Source organism: Salinigranum marinum (assembly GCF_024228675.1).
GTDB lineage: Archaea > Halobacteriota > Halobacteria > Halobacteriales > Haloferacaceae > Salinigranum > Salinigranum marinum.
The window spans coordinates 523,544-540,071 of record NZ_CP100461.1; the positions used below are offsets into that span (position 1 = coordinate 523,544).

Here is a 16,528-nt window from a genome sequence, read left to right on the forward strand (position 1 = left end):
TCCCGATACCAAAGCATTAATTCGACGCCCACTATCCCCCCGGTATGGCCCTTCGGAAGCCGCCGCTGCGGGACGTTCACGCCGACCGGGGAGCGACGTTCACCGAGTTCGGCGGGTGGGAGATGCCCGTGGAGTTCGGCTCCATCAGACGTGAACACACCGCCGTTCGCGAGCGGGCGGGGATATTCGACGTCTCACACATGAGCGAGATCGAAGTGACCGGTCCCGACGCGACGGCGCTGATGCAACGTCTCACCACGAACGACGTGACGGCGTTGGATCCCGGCGACTCGCAGTACGCGGCGATCACGGACGCCGAAGGAGTCATCATCGACGACACGATCGTCTACCGACTCCCGTCGGCCGACGGTGCCGAGCCGACGTACCTCTTCGTCCCGAACGCGGGCCACGACGGAGAGATGTCCGAGCGCTGGACCACCCACCGCGACGACTGGGGGCTCGACGCACGAGTCGAAAACACGACCGAGGAGTGGGCCATGTTCGCGGTGCAGGGGCCCGACTCCCCCGGACTCGTCACCGACGCGATCGGCGCGGTTCCGGACATCGTTCGCTCGGAGGCCACCGAGGCGACGATCGCGGAGACGCGGTGCCTCGTCTCGCGGACGGGCTACACCGGCGAGGACGGCTTCGAGGTGCTCTGCCCCTGGAGCGGGGCCGAGGCGGTGTGGAACGCGTTCGTCGACGACGACGCGTGCCAGCCGTGCGGGCTCGGTGCGCGGGACACCCTGCGGATCGAGATGGGCTTTCTCCTCTCGGGGCAGGACTTCCACCCCACCGAGGAGCCCCGGAACCCCTACGAGGCCGGCATCGGCTTCGCGGTCAAACTCGATACGGAGTTCGTCGGCCGGGACGCGCTCGAACGCGTCGAGGCCGAGGGCGTCGACGAGCGGTTCGTCGGTATCGAACTCCTCGACCGCGGCGTGGCCCGTCACGGCTACGACCTCACGAACGAGGCCGGCGACCGCGTCGGCCACGTCACCAGCGGGACGATGAGCCCGACGCTCTCGAAGCCCGTCGCGCTCGGCTACCTCCCCGTCGACGACGCCGACCCCGGCACCCGCGTCAACGTCGTCGTCCGCGGCGAGCCCAAGCGGGGGAAAGTCGTCGTCCCGCCCTTCATCGACCAGTAACACACCCATGTTCGAAGTTCCTGACGACAGACGGTACCTGGAATCGCACGAGTGGATTACGACCGACGCGCCCACGCGCGTCGGCATCACGGAGTTCGCACAGGACGAACTCGGCGACGTAGTGTTCGTCGAACTCCCCGAGGTGGGCGACTCAGTGACGGCGGGCGAGTCGTTCGGCGTCGTCGAGTCGATCAAGGCCGTCTCCGACCTCTACGCGCCGGTCTCGGGCGAGGTCGTCTCGGTGAACGAGGAGCTGTTCGACCGGCCGGAGCTGGTCAACGAGGATCCGTTCGGCGACGGCTGGATGCTCGAACTCGACGCGGAGGTGGACGGAGCCGACGACCTCCTCTCCGCCGAGGAGTACCGCGAGCAGATCGAATGACCGGGAGTCCGTACGCACCACACACGGCCGCCGAGACCGACGCCATGCTCGACGCCGTCGGCGTCGACTCGGAGGACGAACTGTTCGACATCCCGGAGGCGGTGACGTTCGACGGCTCGTTGGGTTTCGATTCGAAATCCGAAGCGAGACTCAGACGCGAGATCGAGGCGACGCTCGCGCGGAATGACGACCTCGTCGAGTTCCTCGGGCGGGGTCACTACGACCACTACGTCCCCTCTCTGGTCTCGGACCTCTCGCGCCGATCGGAGTTCCTCACCTCGTACACGCAGTACCAGCCCGAGATCACGCAGGGGTTCCTCCAGGTCCTGTTCGAGTACCAGTCGTTCCTGGTCGAACTCACGGGGTTGCCTGTGGCGAACTGCTCAATGTACGACGCCGCGACCGCGCTCGGGGAGGCGGCGCGGCTCGCGGGGCGCGTGCGCGAGACGAGCGGGTCGACGGTGCTCGTCCCCGACCACCTCCACGAGGGGAAAGCGGGTGTCCTCGACAACTACGTCGCGGGCGCGGACCTCACCGTGGAACGCTACCCGATGGACGACGGCGCGGTCGACGTCGAGGCCGTCGAGCGAGCAGTCGGCGACGACACGGTGATGCTGTACGCGGAGTCGCCGACGCTCCGCGGCGTGATCGAGCCGTCGCTGGCCCGCCTCGGTGCGGTCGCCGACGACCACGACGCGCTCTTCTGTCTCGGCACCGACATCGTCGCGCTGGCACTCCTCGAGGAGCCGGCGGCCGTCGGCGCGGACGTCGTGGTCGGCGCGGCGGACGCGCTCGGCCTCCCGACGAGCTACGGCATGGGGCTCGGGCTGTTCGCCACCCGGGAGTCGTTCCTGCGGCAGGTCCCCGGTCGGCTGGTCGGCGCGAGCGAGGACGCCGCCGGGACGAGGGCGTTCACGCTCACGCTCCAGACGCGCGAGCAACACATCCGGAAGGAGCGCGCCACGTCGAACATCTGTACGAACCAGGCGTGGGTCGCGCTCCGGACGGCGATGCACGTCGCCTCGCTCGGGGCCGACGGCATGGTCGACCTCGCCGAGCGGTGCGTGACGAACGCGCGCGACCTCGCCGAGCGCCTCGACGAGGTCGTCGGCGTCCAGGCACCGGTGTACGACCGCCACCACTTCCGGGAGTTCGTCGTCCACACGGACCAGCCCGCTGAGGCCGTCGCTTCGGACATCGAAGCCGACGGCTTCGCCGTTCACACTGTCGGAGAGCACAGGCTCCAGGTCTGCGTCACCGAGACGAACGAACGACACGCGGACGCCCTCGTCGCGGCGTTCGAGGAGGCAGTATGAGGTACGACCAGGCACGCTACAGCACGGACGGCGTCTACGAACCGCTCCTGTCGGAGAAAGACGAGACAGCGGTCGAGGTCGACTCGGAACTCCCCGACGACCTCACCCGCGACTCCGTCACGCTCCCGTCGTTGTCCGAACCCGAACTCGCCCGACACTACACGCGGCTGTCGCAGATGAACTACGGCGTCGAGACGGGCCCCTACCCGCTGGGGTCGTGTACGATGAAGTACAACCCCTCGTTCACCGAGGACGTCGCTGCGCTTCCGAGCGGCGGGGTCCACCCCGATCGGTCGCCGGAGTCGGTGCAGGGGACGCTCGCCGTCCTCCACGGCCTCCAGGAGTTCTTAGCCGAGATCGGCGGGATGGACGCCGTGACGCTCCAGCCACCGGCGGGGGCCGCGGGGGAGTTCACCGGTATCCTCGTCGCCAAGGCGTACCACGAGGCGAACGGCGACGAGCGCTCCGAGGTGATCGTCCCCGCCTCCGCGCACGGCACGAACTTCGCGTCGGCCGCGATGGCCGGCTACGAGGTCGTCGAACTCCCCTCCGGGGACGACGGCCGCGTCGACCTCGACGCGCTGGCGGCGGCCGTCGGCGACGAGACGGCGGCGCTCATGCTGACGAACCCCAACACCCTCGGACTGTTCGAGCGCGACATCGTCGAGATCGCCGAGACGGTCCACGACGCCGGGGGGTTGCTCTACTACGACGGGGCGAACCTCAACGCCCTGCTCGGCCGGGCACGCCCCGGTGACATGGGGTTCGACATCATGCATTACAACGTCCACAAGACGTTCGCCACGCCCCACGGCGGGGGCGGCCCCGGTGCCGGTCCGGTCGGCGTCGTCTCGGACCTCGCCGAGTACCTCCCTCGCCCGCAGGTCAGGGAGTCGGACGGCGGCTACGAGCTGTTCGACCCCGAGCGGTCGATCGGCAAGGTCCACGGCTACGCGGGCAACTGGCTCGTCCTCCTCAAGGCGTACGCGTACATCGCACGGCTCGGCGACGCGGGGCTCAGAGACGCCTCGGCGAAGGCGGTGTTGAACGCCAACTACCTCGCCTCGCGGATCGACCTCGATGTCCCGTACGGCCCCTTCCACCACGAGTTCGCCGCGACCGCCGGCGACCGCGACGCCGCCGAACTCGCGAAGGGGATGCTCGATCACGGCGTCCACCCGCCGACGACGAAGTGGCCCGAGCTCGTCCCCGAGGCGATGCTCACTGAACCGACAGAGGTGGAGAATCGGTCGTCGCTCGACGACCTCGCGGCGGCGTTCAACAGCGTGGTGACGGCGGACGAAGAGACGCTCGCCGACGCGCCGACGCGGACGGCGGCCGGACGGATCGATCAGGTCGGTGCGGCACGGAACCCGCGGCTGTCGTGGCACGCGCTCGACGGTGACGACGCAGACGACACGGCGTGAGCCGCCGGGCCGGGCTCACTCTTCGACCGAGGCTCTGCCGGCGCGTGGCTGGAGTCGCGCGTCGACGTACGCGTCCAGTTCCGCCCGGATGTCGGCCGCCCACCGGTCGTCGGAGGTCGCCCGTCCCACCATGGTGCCGAGCGTCGTCGCGAGCAGGAACTCGGCGATCCGAACGGGGTCGCCCTCGCGGAACTCGGCGGACTCCATGCCGGCGCGGAGGATGTCTGCGAGTCGGTCGCGGAGCGCGTGGTCGGTCTCGGTGAACTTCTCGCGGAACGCCACGTCGTGGGCCGCGGCCGCACGGAGTTCTACGTAGACGCCCTCGAACTCGCACCGCTCCCGCGCCGCGGCGAGCGGGATCAGTCGGTCGAAGAACTCGTCAAGTCGTCGCCGGGGGTCGACGTCGCTCGTGGCCTCGATCTCCGCCTCCAGGCGATCGGTGAGAAAGCCCATGAAGTCGAGCAAGAGCGCGTCCTTGCCGGCGTAGTGGTGGTACAGGAGCGACTTGCTCTTGTCGAACTCGTCGGCGATCCGCTGGATCGTCAGGTCGGCGTAACCGTACTTGGTCAACGCGACGTACGTCGCTCGCATGATGTCCGTCCGCGTCTCGTGAGGCGCGTCGGCGAACATCTCGGGAGGCCCCATCTGAATGAATATTCAGTCAGAGGAGAAATGGGCTTCGATCGGGGAGTCGAGCCGTCGCCACCTCGGGTCGTCCCCGCCTCAGGCCTCGACGGAGGTGTCGATGTCACCGATGCGGACGAAGCTGTAGTCGCACTCCGAACAGCGCCACTTGATCTTCTCACCGAGATGGACGAGGGTGCTCGCGGTCCGCCAGAACGTTCGTTCCTCGCCACACACGGGGCAGTGGTGTTCCGTCTCTAGGCTCATAAGCGAGGATGACGGGCGACGGTGTTGAAGATGTTGGTTCCTCGTCTCGGAGTCCGACCTCGCGATCCTCGTGGGGTTCCGCCGGCGTCTCGACGGAGGCCAACTTACTTGCCCCCGGCACCGCTACCCCCGACGATGACGCTCACCCTGTACGCACTCGACGGCTGTCCGTACTGCGAGACCGTCCACGACGCGCTCGAGGCCGCCGGTGTCGACTACGAGACCGAGTGGGTCGACGCGCTGCACTCCGAACGGAACGAGGTCAAGCGGGTGAGCGGCCAGCGCGGCGTCCCCGTGCTCGTCGACGACGGTCACGGCGTGACGATGGCCGAGAGCGAGAACATCGTCGACTACGTCGAACGAACGCTCGCCTGACCCGCGCGGTCGGTGTCGGCGTACGCGACTCTCGCGTCCGCTCCGCCGTCGTCCGTGTGACCGCCGTGGCACCTCAGGCCGCCGGGGATGCCGGCCGCGACGCCCAGTGCGCGTCGAGGTAGTCGGCGAAGGTGACGTAGTCGATGCCGATCCGCGACGACGACACTGGTACGTCGACGTCGTACCCGCCCTCGTTGAACCACCGGTACATGTCGGCCATCTCGTCGCCCCCCTCGGCGCGGTACGCCTCCACGTCGACGTGGACCACCCTGACGTCTCTGTCGAGCGCCGCGGCCGCGTCGCTCCCGGCGTCTCGGGTCGTCCCGTACACCGCGTACTCTCCGTACTCGCCCGAACGGAGCGCGTCCACGACCGCACCACCTTGCTGGCCCGTCGCACCGGTGACGAGCACCCTTTTCGCGACCATACCTCACGGACGCGCGGCGAGGGAATAAGCCGGCAGTGAGCCGTGACAGCATCCGACTGGTACACGCGGCTCTGACTCTCTCGATCGAGTGAACGTCCCACAATGCTCATCTCCGTTGTTCACCTACGAACACCCATGAACAAGCACTTCGAGGACGCCTGGTACTACCTCGGTCGCGCTTTCCACCACCTCCGGATCGGGCTCGAAGAGGAACTCGCGCCGCTGGAGTCGGCGATGCGCGAGCGGTTCGGCTGGGAGGAACCCGAAGAAGGGGCGGAAGAACAGACGCGGCTCGACCGGTTCCGGACGGAACTGCGAAAGGTGGACACGACCGAGCCGGTGCAGAAGGCCCGTGAACGGATCGACGAGTACCGTCGGAAACCCGCGGCGGAGTAAGTAACTCTTAAGTCTCGTCCCCGGGTAGGTCGTTCTGCGCGGGTTGGTGGTCTAGCCCGGTTATGACGGCTCCTTCACACGGAGCAGGCCGGCGGTTCGAATCCGCCCCAACCCATCCTTCTTTCGACTTCAACCAAAGGAGTAGACGGGAGCCGATTCACCCCGTGTGTACCCCTTCAGAGAGGCATCAGTTGATCCGGTGAACGGGTGGCACGTCTCGATGGATGCGCCGTCCGGTGATTGTGCGAAAGGAGATTGTCGGGCGAGGTTCGAAAGTGTTTCCGTTGGACGATTAGTGTCACCCATCATCAAAATGAGACACAGCAAGATGTGAATCCATCGACAAGCCCAACCACAATCACCGCAACTACTACGAACACAAGAAAAATGTGGATCCATCGACACTACTCACGTCCACCTTTTGATAAGCACCAACAATGAAAAGTGTGACGACAAACAGAAAGACTGCTCCCGGTTTAAGAAGGTCTGTTAGTTCGTCCATCACTTCCCGATACTCGTCGCAGACTGAATACACTTCTGCCGAGACCGGAGTTTCTTTTTTGTAGATTTTCCCGATTACTCTGCGTAGACGCCTACCTGTCAGACAAAATTGGTCAATTTCTGGATGGAGTATATCGAGTATCAAGAGTTAACACGGATGGTACCCCGAAAAGTTGAGCGAGATGAAGTACCCTGTCCTCGAAAAAATCTGTGACCAGAAATCGACCCACGTAAATGCGGTATTCGATACGAGTTAAAACGCTCGGAGAAATACTCAGAAAAATATGTGTAACTGTATCGAAAACCCTCCTGACATTAATTGGGTTGATGGAATCGACGGTGATCAACACATCGTTTCGCTCCGTCTCGATTTTCGTTACTGGTGTCAAATATTCGAGGAATAGAGTGTTTCGTTCCAATTTGACTAATTGTATCCTCGAAGGTTTCAGAATCATAGTTGTTTTCACCAACATCGTCAATCCTCTTGTATGGCTTTTCTACCCGACTTCCCCGACCACCAGAGTACGGGGCGGCTAATACTCGAAGGTTAAGTGTCGTTGTACCATTAAGTATCGAGTATTTGTAAAGTAGTATTTCACCTTGTAAGTTGAACCCAAGTTCGTATCATCCAGTTGCTCCAAAGTCTCACGCGTTTGCGCTGTCAACTGACCTGTGTACGAGAATCCCGATACCACGAACGAAAGTGAGGCGATGATGATACTGATGAGGAGTAGACCAACCTCCAGCGAGAGGAAACTGACCATACTGGTGACAGTCAATGCACGGGTATGAAAAGATTTGATGTCCAGCGCTCAGTAGAACGATGACCTCCTTCGACCCTGATGAACATCCGAAAGACGTGTGTCCTGAGCGTGGAGCCGATGTTGAGACGACCCGAGAGTCGAAGCACTCGACTGGAACGGCGACCCACGTAAACTACAGAGACGCTTGCACCGAGTGTGAGTGAAGTAAGTGGTGGTGGGATGACCGATGAGTACGATTGTCACAGATGTCGTGAACCATCTCTCGGGCAACACACGGCGCTCGCACGAATCCTAACTACTTCCCTGACTGACGGGACATCCAATCGTGCAATCCAACACAGCGCCTTCTCGCTCGTCTGATGGACATCTTTCTCTTAACCAACAGACGTCCCTGTCTTAACCAACGCGCCTCAGAAAGGACCATACGAACGTGAGGCAGACGAACGTCACGAAACGGTGTCGACGGACGAGCGCACGAAGGGAGGGCACAGTTGATCACGTGGAACCTCATCACCAGGCGACATAATCGGGTCGACGCAGTCGTAACGCGCAACGAGAATCGGGCAGTACAACTATACCCGGAAACGATGTACCGCTCTGTGGTGATACCCAGATGGGTGCGTCGATTTCTCGGTGGCAACTGGTCTCGACGGTCACGATCGTCGTCCTGTCGATCGGTTCGACACTCCTCGGTCTCTTTCGACCTGGCCACTACCCTCCGGAGCTGCTCCCTCAGTTCTACGTCCAGGACCTCGTCGTACTCGTCGTCGGTGTTCCGGCGCTGATCCTCGGCCTCTGGTACACGACACGAGGGTCCCTGCGGGGCCGTGTCGCCTTCCTCGGCGCGCTGGCGTACATGAGCTACATGTGAGCGTCCACCGGGCTGCAGGTCCCGTTCAACCGGTTCTTCCTCGGGTATGTCTTCCTGTTCAGCCTCTCGCTGTTCACGTTCGTCGCAGAGACGGTCGAGGTTGACGCGAACACGGTCCGTCGGGTTCTTGCTCCGCGTCTCTCCGAACGGGTCTATGCCACCTTCCTGCTGCTGATCGCGGTCGGACTCGCCTTCGTCTGGCTCGCGGAACTCGTTCCAGCGACTCTCAGCGGGGTCCCGCCACTGCTCGTCGAGGAGATCGGTCCACAGGCACTGGTGTCGCACTTCGTCGACTTGGGTGTCGTTGTGCCGGCGCTGATCGTTGCCAGTGGGTTGCTCTGGCGCCGGCGCCCATGGGGGTACGTCTTCGCCGGCGTTGCGCTGGTGTTCGGCGCATTACTCGCCCCGACGATCACCGGGATAACGATCGTGTTGTTGGTCGGTGGATCGGTGACCGTTCCTCCCGTTGCGCTCGTCTTCACGGTCCTTCCAGCGGCTGTCGCGACGGTGCTTGCCGTCACGTATTTGCTCGCGATACCTGGTTCGGACTCACCGGCGACCGACGAGCGGACCCAGCCCACGTGAGTTCCTCACCCGGATGCGACCTGTTTGTAACGACATGGTAGCACGTAGCGAAACTGTTTAATACCTAACAGTTGTGCATATGATATGCAAGAACCAGGGCGCATATCACTCGGTAGGATGTCGGTCTCTCTCGGGAACCCGTGGATATTTTTCGGCGTAACCTACGCCGTCACGTGGAGTTTCTTGCTACTGGCGATCGTTTTCGGAGTGAGCTTTCAGAGTGCCGAGGGCGTGGTGTTGCAGTTGCTGGCACTTCTCGGTCCTGGGGCTGCCGGTATCGGATTCATCTATCTCGTCTACGATGAGCGAGGGCGCGCGGACTTCTGGAATCGAATCAAACAACCCCGCCGAATCGGCGTACGATGGTTCCTGGTCATCCTGCTAACCCCGGTCGGGGTGACGATCGTGGCTGCCGTGGGTGCGTCACTGCTGGGCAGTTCGGGAACTGCCTGGGGTGAGGCCGTTCGGGAGCTGAGTCGTAATCCACTGGCGATCCTGCCGACGCTGTTCTTCGCGACGCTCCCGCCGATCCTCGAAGAGTTCGGATGGCGTGGGTACGCGTTGGACCGGCTTCAGATGGACCGCTCGGCGCTCGGCGCCAGTGTACTGTTAGGCGTCGTCTGGGCAGTCTGGCACCTCCCGTTGTTCTTCGTCGAAGGATCGTTTCAACGCGAGTTCGTCGGATTCGCGACGAGCGGCTTCTGGCTGTTCATGATCGGCATCGTCGCGCTGTCGGTTATTTTCACGTGGGTGTACAACCATACCTCGCGGAGTATCCTTGGCATCATCCTCCTGCACGGATGGGTGAACTTCGTGTCCAATACCGTCGAGGTCGCGGACGAATACTACTACCCGGCCTGGGTCCTGACTGCAGTCCTCATTACGGTAATCTGGGGGGCGAAGAGCTTGAGAAAAACCGGCGACGTGCCCCGTCCACCCCTGCCAACCGGTACGTCCCGTGGCTGAACGACGATGTGTTCGCCTCGGAACGGTTTCCCATCCGGGTTGATGTTCGGGAAGACGCAGTGAACCACGGTGTCCCTCATTGATCTGCACCTGTGTCAGCACGGCTGCTACCTACCGGAGCGGTTCTCTCTGGACTCGACTAAGTCCAGTACATCTCGTTGGTCGAGTGGAATGGTCGGCGGGACTGAGACCCCGTGTCCTCGACATTCCCGCCAGTGTGGAATCAGACTACTGTTATTAGTTTATTGTCAGCTTATGTCTATACGCTATGCCGATACACATCGAAACCGTCCTGCGGAAAGGTATCAACCGCACTGTCGCCCGGAACGGTCTGCTGCTCGCAGCCGTCCTCTACGTCGTCTCGACAATCAACGCGATCGTCGGACTCGGCGTTCAGCAGTGGGTAGCGAACCGTGGCGTCTTCCCGATGGGCGTCCCGTTCTCGAGAGGGATGGACGCTGAGATCTCACGGGAGATGGGCGCTGCGCTGTTCGCCATCCCTCCAGCCGTAGGCGCCATCGTCTCCCTCCTGGCGGGCCTGGCCACGATTATCCTCACCATCGGCGCGCTCCGGACCTTCGTGAGCGACGAGACCGAGCGCCTGCCGAGCGAGCACTTCACTCAGAACATGGTGTGGCCAGGGCTGAACTTCCTCGTCGGCACCATCGTCTTCGGGGTGGTCGTTGCGCTCGGCTTCGTCTTCCTCGTCATCCCGGGGATCTTCCTGCTCGTCGCGCTCGCGTTCTGGACGGTGTACGTCGCCGTCGAGGACGAGAACTTCGTCGCGGCCATGCAGGATAGCTGGGGACTGACTCACGGGCACCGGCTGCGGCTGTTCCTCCTCGGGGTCGCCGTCGCGGTCGTCGCCATCGTCGTGAGTGCCGTCTTCGGCGTTGCAGGGATCGTCGGCGGCGTCGTCGCCGTCATCATTACCCAGATCGGGAGTGCACTGACGACGGTCTTCACGCTCGCGACGCTCGCCGCGGCGTACGAGCAGCTCGTCGCGCTCCCCTCCGAGGAGACGCCGGTCACGGCAGAGAGCGACAGCGAGACATCTACCCCCGCATAGATGGCGACGCGGCTCTTTGCTACTCGGGATTCCACCGGTGGGACTCCGTGGTCCGGCAATGGTCAGCGTTGGGTTCCGCATCTCGGGGACTGCGTGCAGGAGCGGCGGACCTCCGGCCCCACTCCGATCCGAAGCGGAGTTCACCTGGGCCGAAGCGATCGTTCACGAAAGGAGTTTGTTATTCAGCACCGTCGGTCCCGACCGACCGACCGAGTCCGTGCCAGACGTTCTGCTGACGACGGAGCAGACATTATTCTGACGGGACCCGAGGGACCGGACAGGAGGATACCGGAGTGAGTGAAACGACGGGACCGGGCAGCGCGACGGAACCGACCACCTGGCGGAGTGGTGTCTGGACCGCTATTCTGATTACGGGTGCTCTCTTGATGATTTATCACCGCTTCGTCCGTCCGTGGCATCTCGAGTGGGGTGCCACCGACGAAGAGATCGCGCGCCGACTACCAGGGGACGACATTGTTCCGACCGCGAGCAGCGAGACGACCCGTGCAGTCACGATCGAAGCTCCCTGCGACGAGGTGTGGCCGTGGCTCGTCCAACTCGGGCAGGGCCGCGGCGGGTTCTACAGCTACAGTTGGCTGGAGAACCTGGCCGGGGCGGACATCCACAACGTCGATCGGATCGTCCCGGAACTACAACACCTGGAGGTGGGTGACTCGATCCGGATGGCCACGGAGGACTACTGGCTCCAGAGTCCGCTCACGACGATGACCGTCGAACGCATCGATCCGGGCCGAACGCTCGTCTTCCAGGGATACGACGGTGGAACGTGGACGTTCCACCTCGATCCGATCGGCGCGGAGACGACCCGGTTCATCGTGCGCGGACGAACACCGGCGAACCAGTCGGTCGTCGACCGTGTCGTTCGGTATCTGATGTACGAGCTTCCGCATTTCATCATGGAACGCGGCATGATGCGCGGGATTAAAACGCGGGCTGAACGCCCCGGTCACGTCGGGGACTCCGTTTCAGAGTGAGGGTTTCCTCGCTCTTCGAGGGTGTAACGCTGCCGTCGGAAGTGCACGGCGACGAGGAACGTCGAGACGGGGACGGCGACGACCCACAGACCCGCCAGTGGGAGAAATCCCGGGTCGACGAAGTACGTGAGAAAGACGGGGATCGTGACGATGCCGTTGGCGACGAAGAACCGGCGGATCCACCGTCGCAGTCCACCACCAGCAAACACCGGAGCGACCGCCAGCGTCGCCAGCCCCAGAAACAGGTACCTCAAGCCGTCGACGGCTTGGAGGAATATCCCGAAGGTGTCTGCGAGGAGCATCCTCTCGATCTCGCTCAACGTTCCGCGCTGGGCTTTCGGGAGGTACACGAACAGCTGCACGATGTACATGAGCGACACCTGTGACGCGTAGAGGACGGCGAAGGTCACCCCCGTGAAACTCCAGACTCGCTGGTCCCCGGACACCGTGTGGTGGATGCTACTCATCATGACCACGATGGTAACGGCGAGGATCAGCGACGATGCATCGACCAACCGAATGCCGAGCAGCCGCGGGATCGCGTCCAACAGCTCCAACAACGCCGCGACCGAACAGACGGTGGCGCTCACTGCTGCGAGTAGGGCTGACCAGAAGCCGAGCCGGTTGATCGGGTCTCGACTCCACGTGTGAAGCAGTCGGTCAAACGAACGCGGAGTTATCATTATAATGATTATTATTGCTGCACATAGCCCAATAAGCGTATCCCGAGACCTCTCGGACGGTCGTGTGCTGCACAGGAACGCTGCGCTCACCGGCTGAACCGGTCGACGGCTCACTGTCTCCGACGGTCAGTTGTCAGGTTCGAAGTCGGGTGACGCCTCCGTGCACTGATCGACGACGAACTCGCGAACGACCCTGGTATACGCGTCCGGCCGTTCGAGGTTCACCGTGTGCCCAGCGTCACGGATCGCGACCACAGAGACGTCCGACGATTCGACGCTCCGTTCGACCGCTGCTGGTCTGTTGATGCGGTCGTTCTCGCCGTTCAGCAGGATTACCGGACCCGGATAGGCCGCGAGACGCTTCTGAAAATCCCTATCGACGAGTGCCAGCCCAGCCTGGCCCCACGCGTCGAACGAGAGACCCGCGTTCAGAATCGAGTCGACAGTGCCGTCGGGGAGCGGGAGTGACCGCAGACGGGACCGAGTCGTCCGCTCGAACCAACTCGTGATGGGTGGGATGTGAGCACCGAGTCGAAACAACAGGCTACTGATCCTCGTTCGAAGTCCCAGCCACCCCCGGTAGCCGGCACTGCTCCCCGAGAGCACGAGTCCGGAGATGAGGTCCGAATTTCGAGCCGCGACTTCGATCGCCACGTAGCCACCCAGGGACTGCCCGACAAGTACGAGACAGTCCGCGTTCGCACGCTGCACGATCCTTTCGACCGTATCGATGGCCTCCTAGAAGTGAAACGGTTCATCGATTCTCGTTCCGTGCCCAGGGAGGTCGAGAGCGACGGTCTGGTAGGTATCCGAGAGCGACTCGACCTGTGGGAGCCACATCTTCCGCGAAATCCCCGCGCCATGTATGAAGAGGATAACGGGCGTATCAGTCGGTCCACGGCTATCGACTGCTGTCATCGGTCGCAGTTCGTTAGACGGGGACCAAACATGTTCCCCAGTCGAACTCACGCGGACCAGGTTACACAATCCATCGATCGATCCGTTTTGAAAGCCTGTTTGCCCCGACCACGAACGGAACGAACAGGACGAGTCCGAGGATACCCGTCATCCTAACAGTCCCGATATCGACGAGGCCCGCGGAGAGGAGTCGCCAGTAGAGTAAAATGGACACTGGAATCACGACCGAGATGGCAGTGGCGAGCCCCGGCGTATAACCACGGAACACGATCGACTGTCCCACGTGGACGAACGAGTGGAGAAAGTAGCCACCGAGTATCGTGGTGTATATCAAGATACCGGGCCCGTTCGGGTCGAACGTGCCAGCGGCGGTCGCCCCGACGACGACACAGCCGACGAACCCGACGGCAACGGTAAACCGACGTCGTGTTGAGGTGAGCACCCCGACGAGCCGACGCTGCAGTGGCGTCAGGTCGTCACTCTTCCGTAGGCCCCATCGACGAGACCACCTGTCGATCGTGGCAATCTCTTCGAGATCGTGGACCAGCCAGCTCACGGGGAGCAGCCACAGCACCAGTACAGTCTCCGAGATCGTCATCAGTTGGTTGTTGGGTATTCGCCTCTCACTACATAGACTCACTCAGCCGAATACCTCTGTCGTCTTGCTCCGTCGCCACAGGGCGACACCGACAGTCACGAGCACCAGCAAGAAGAACGTGTACCAGCGAACGACCTGAGATGGTGCGAGCACTTCGCCGGGGAGGTTGATCATCAGATGGAATAGGACGGCGGCGAGGACGCTCCGGGAGGTGTTGTCGTAGATCCACGCGTATAGCGTCTCGAGGACGACGAACGTCGCGAAGAAGCGCCAGACGACCGGCTGGTATGAGGCCTGACTGTAGTATCCCTCCATCAGGAAGAACGGGATGTGCCAGCTCGCCCAGACGGCGCCGCTGATGAGGCCAGCGGCGACCGGACTCCAGATGCTCATTAGTCGGTCTAAAAAGTAACCGGTGGAGCCCGTCTCCTCGACGACTCCCGCACCAACTGTGAAGCCGAAGAACGCGAACAGACTGAGGGGATTCGTGAGCCGCTGGAACGTCGAGACCGGATCGAACGGTTGTGTCGTGGCCCCTATCAGTACGGCAAGCCCACCAGCGACGACCGTGAGGCCGGGATACAGTAGGAAGATGACGACGTACCAGCGCGGTCTGATGCGACGAGGATTACGGATCCGGTCCCACAGTTCGCGGAGGCCGGCCATCCCATCGGACCGACGTATCATCGTGATTCCCCCGAGCAACGGGCTCAACGACCCGAGATAGAAGAAGAGGACGTTCGGGAACGTCCAGACGCTCTCGCCCGAGAGGATGACGAGCCCCCAGAAGAGCCACGCCCAACCCAGATAGATGACGACGTAGCCCCCCAGGTTGAGACTCTTGCGAAGGCGGGCGACGAGCCCGTCGCCAGTCGTCATCCCCGCACCACCTTCCGTGAGACTCATCCGCCTTTCGGGGACGCGGCTCCACTGCGCCCCGACTGGGTCTCCCGGGCCAGATATGCGCCCAGATACCCACCGACGGCGCTCAGCCCGATGATCCAGGCGAACAGCAGCGGAAACATGACGAAGAGGATAATCGCCAGCTCCACGCCACCAGGAAGTCCGAACACCGAGGCGCGTCCGAGGTACAGCACGAACCCGGAGACCAGTATCAGGACGATGGGGAGAGTCGCGAGTCCACCTGAGATGGCGCCGACCCTCGCACCGCGTTTCGGGGGCTCCCGCTGGAGGTATCCGGCTGTTCCGCCACCGAACAGTGGCGAAAAGCCCGTGAACGAGAGGCCGATCGTTACGACTGCCCCGATTGCCGCGTTGCGCAGTTCAGTTTGATCTACCATAGAGAATGGTTCGAATGCTGTCTGGTTAGCTACCAGGGGCCGTTCTCACGGAGTGGGGGACTTCCTGTGAAGTGATATACTGGTCATTCCCGTCTGTCCGGCGGCTCGCGGTAGTTCCCCTGTCCCGTCTCGAATTCGCCCTCAGTCACCACCCACCCGTCATGCGAGCCGACCACCTCGACGGATTGACGATCGGTGTACTCGTTGAAATTCCAGCCGAACACCCACCAGCTGTTCGTCCCCCGGAGTTCGACCGAAACGTACACCGCTGTGTTGGGGTCGGAATCGTACGAGACGAAGGCACGGCCGTCGTACACGTAACATGTCTCCTCTTCTCCCCGAGCCCTGAAACAGGCTGTCTCGGTGCGGTTCTCGTGGGGGCGCAGGAGTGGTTCGCTCGTGGCCGGTGATCGGGTTTCGATGGTGACCTCGCTCTCGACCCTGGCGTCGACCTCGACGTCGTCGTGCTCGACGCGGAGGTGACTCTCGTTCGTTGGGTCGTACTCGTCGGGTGAAACGGTCTCCCAGCGAACGAGGCGGTCGTCTCTCACGACACTGTGGTGGTACGTCGGCTCCGTCGGAATCTCGTTCGCTTGAACGCGGAGCATCGGTCCAAAATCGGTAGCGACGACGTCGTACGTCCACCCGTCTGGCGTGAACGGGTGTCGCACGTTGCCAGTGTCGAGTACTGAGTTGCCACCCTGGTCCGGGAGCGGCACGAGGACAGTAACGTTCGTGATCGTCGCGGAGGGTGAGATTCGGACCTCGTATGTGTATTCGCTCCCGTAGCTGTCGCGATAGAGGGACTGAGAGTAGAGGAACAGCCCACCGACGACTGCGGCGACGACCACCAGAAACGCGACGAGGACGATGAAGAGTAAACGGCGCACGTTCATCGATTCACCCCGCTCA

General features: G+C 62.8%; 19 protein-coding genes, 1 tRNA gene and 1 pseudogene. 12 read left to right on the forward strand and 9 right to left on the reverse strand.

Annotated features, from left to right (window positions below):
• The first annotated feature begins 44 nt into the window (after positions 1-44).
• Genes gcvT through gcvPB form a run of 4 tightly spaced genes read left to right on the forward strand, consistent with a single transcriptional unit; the run spans position 45 to position 4,276 of the window.
• The gene (gene gcvT / locus NKJ07_RS02430) at positions 45-1,151 is read left to right on the forward strand and encodes a glycine cleavage system aminomethyltransferase GcvT (RefSeq protein WP_318569007.1); all 1,107 of its coding nucleotides are present in this window, start codon (positions 45-47) and stop codon (positions 1,149-1,151) included.
• A gap of 7 nt (positions 1,152-1,158) precedes the next feature.
• Positions 1,159-1,533: a glycine cleavage system protein GcvH gene (gene gcvH, locus NKJ07_RS02435; RefSeq protein ID WP_318569008.1), complete on the forward strand. Its 375-nt coding sequence runs from the start codon at positions 1,159-1,161 to the stop codon at positions 1,531-1,533.
• The gene (gene gcvPA, locus NKJ07_RS02440; protein ID WP_318569009.1) at positions 1,530-2,849 is read left to right on the forward strand and encodes an aminomethyl-transferring glycine dehydrogenase subunit GcvPA; all 1,320 of its coding nucleotides are present in this window, start codon (positions 1,530-1,532) and stop codon (positions 2,847-2,849) included. The genes gcvH and gcvPA overlap by 4 nt, the downstream gene beginning before the upstream one ends.
• Positions 2,846-4,276, forward strand: coding sequence for an aminomethyl-transferring glycine dehydrogenase subunit GcvPB (gene gcvPB, locus NKJ07_RS02445; RefSeq protein ID WP_318569010.1), 1,431 nt, complete (start codon positions 2,846-2,848; stop codon positions 4,274-4,276). Before gcvPA ends, gcvPB begins: the two co-directional genes overlap by 4 nt.
• Before the next feature lie 15 nt (positions 4,277-4,291).
• Here the strand turns inward: gcvPB and NKJ07_RS02450 are convergent, their stop codons facing one another.
• Positions 4,292-4,921, reverse strand: a complete 630-nt coding sequence (locus NKJ07_RS02450; protein ID WP_318569011.1) for a TetR/AcrR family transcriptional regulator — start codon at positions 4,919-4,921, stop codon at positions 4,292-4,294.
• A 78-nt stretch (positions 4,922-4,999) separates the two neighbouring features.
• Positions 5,000-5,167, reverse strand: a complete 168-nt coding sequence (locus NKJ07_RS02455) for a DUF7838 family putative zinc beta-ribbon protein (RefSeq protein WP_318569012.1) — start codon at positions 5,165-5,167, stop codon at positions 5,000-5,002.
• A gap of 135 nt (positions 5,168-5,302) precedes the next feature.
• Between NKJ07_RS02455 and NKJ07_RS02460 the strand changes: the two genes are divergently transcribed.
• The gene (locus NKJ07_RS02460; protein WP_318569013.1) at positions 5,303-5,542 is read left to right on the forward strand and encodes a glutaredoxin family protein; all 240 of its coding nucleotides are present in this window, start codon (positions 5,303-5,305) and stop codon (positions 5,540-5,542) included.
• Between the two features lie 73 nt (positions 5,543-5,615).
• Here the strand turns inward: NKJ07_RS02460 and NKJ07_RS02465 are convergent, their stop codons facing one another.
• On the reverse strand, positions 5,616-5,969 hold the full coding sequence (locus tag NKJ07_RS02465) for an NmrA family NAD(P)-binding protein (protein ID WP_318569014.1): 354 nt from the start codon (positions 5,967-5,969) through the stop codon (positions 5,616-5,618).
• Between the two features lie 135 nt (positions 5,970-6,104).
• Here NKJ07_RS02465 and NKJ07_RS02470 point away from each other — a divergent pair, with 135 nt between their 5' ends.
• The 7 genes from NKJ07_RS02470 to NKJ07_RS02500 all read left to right on the forward strand — a co-directional run bounded on the left by NKJ07_RS02470 (position 6,105) and on the right by NKJ07_RS02500 (position 12,116).
• Positions 6,105-6,365, forward strand: a complete 261-nt coding sequence (locus NKJ07_RS02470; protein WP_318569015.1) for a DUF7553 family protein — start codon at positions 6,105-6,107, stop codon at positions 6,363-6,365.
• Between the two features lie 40 nt (positions 6,366-6,405).
• A tRNA-Val gene (locus NKJ07_RS02475) sits at positions 6,406-6,480 on the forward strand.
• 1,763 nt (positions 6,481-8,243) lie between these two features.
• Entirely contained in the window at positions 8,244-8,501 is a 258-nt protein-coding gene (locus NKJ07_RS02480; protein WP_318569016.1) for a hypothetical protein, read from the forward strand.
• A gap of 276 nt (positions 8,502-8,777) precedes the next feature.
• Complete coding sequence (locus tag NKJ07_RS02485; protein WP_318569017.1) at positions 8,778-9,086, forward strand: hypothetical protein; 309 nt, start codon at positions 8,778-8,780, stop codon at positions 9,084-9,086.
• 84 nt (positions 9,087-9,170) lie between these two features.
• Entirely contained in the window at positions 9,171-10,052 is an 882-nt protein-coding gene (locus NKJ07_RS02490; protein ID WP_318569018.1) for a CPBP family intramembrane glutamic endopeptidase, read from the forward strand.
• A gap of 268 nt (positions 10,053-10,320) precedes the next feature.
• Positions 10,321-11,121: a DUF7847 domain-containing protein gene (locus tag NKJ07_RS02495; RefSeq protein WP_318569019.1), complete on the forward strand. Its 801-nt coding sequence runs from the start codon at positions 10,321-10,323 to the stop codon at positions 11,119-11,121.
• A 386-nt stretch (positions 11,122-11,507) separates the two neighbouring features.
• The gene (locus tag NKJ07_RS02500; RefSeq protein ID WP_318569020.1) at positions 11,508-12,116 is read left to right on the forward strand and encodes an SRPBCC family protein; all 609 of its coding nucleotides are present in this window, start codon (positions 11,508-11,510) and stop codon (positions 12,114-12,116) included.
• On the opposite strand, the gene NKJ07_RS02505 is transcribed toward NKJ07_RS02500, so the two are convergent.
• The 6 genes and pseudogenes from NKJ07_RS02505 to NKJ07_RS02530 form a co-directional block, all read right to left on the reverse strand.
• Entirely contained in the window at positions 12,089-12,889 is an 801-nt protein-coding gene (locus NKJ07_RS02505) for a hypothetical protein (RefSeq protein ID WP_318569021.1), read from the reverse strand. The two genes, NKJ07_RS02500 and NKJ07_RS02505, sit on opposite strands and share 28 nt — an antisense overlap.
• Positions 12,890-12,925: 36 nt before the next feature.
• Positions 12,926-13,717, reverse strand: a pseudogene (locus NKJ07_RS02510) (alpha/beta fold hydrolase).
• Between the two features lie 61 nt (positions 13,718-13,778).
• Complete coding sequence (locus NKJ07_RS02515) at positions 13,779-14,315, reverse strand: HXXEE domain-containing protein (RefSeq protein ID WP_318569022.1); 537 nt, start codon at positions 14,313-14,315, stop codon at positions 13,779-13,781.
• 42 nt (positions 14,316-14,357) lie between these two features.
• Positions 14,358-15,194: a CPBP family intramembrane glutamic endopeptidase gene (locus NKJ07_RS02520; RefSeq protein WP_318569023.1), complete on the reverse strand. Its 837-nt coding sequence runs from the start codon at positions 15,192-15,194 to the stop codon at positions 14,358-14,360.
• A 23-nt stretch (positions 15,195-15,217) separates the two neighbouring features.
• Positions 15,218-15,616, reverse strand: coding sequence for a DUF5518 domain-containing protein (locus NKJ07_RS02525; protein ID WP_318569024.1), 399 nt, complete (start codon positions 15,614-15,616; stop codon positions 15,218-15,220).
• Positions 15,617-15,699: 83 nt separating this feature from the next.
• The gene (locus NKJ07_RS02530; RefSeq protein WP_318569025.1) at positions 15,700-16,512 is read right to left on the reverse strand and encodes a hypothetical protein; all 813 of its coding nucleotides are present in this window, start codon (positions 16,510-16,512) and stop codon (positions 15,700-15,702) included.
• Between the last annotated feature and the right edge of the window lie 16 nt (positions 16,513-16,528).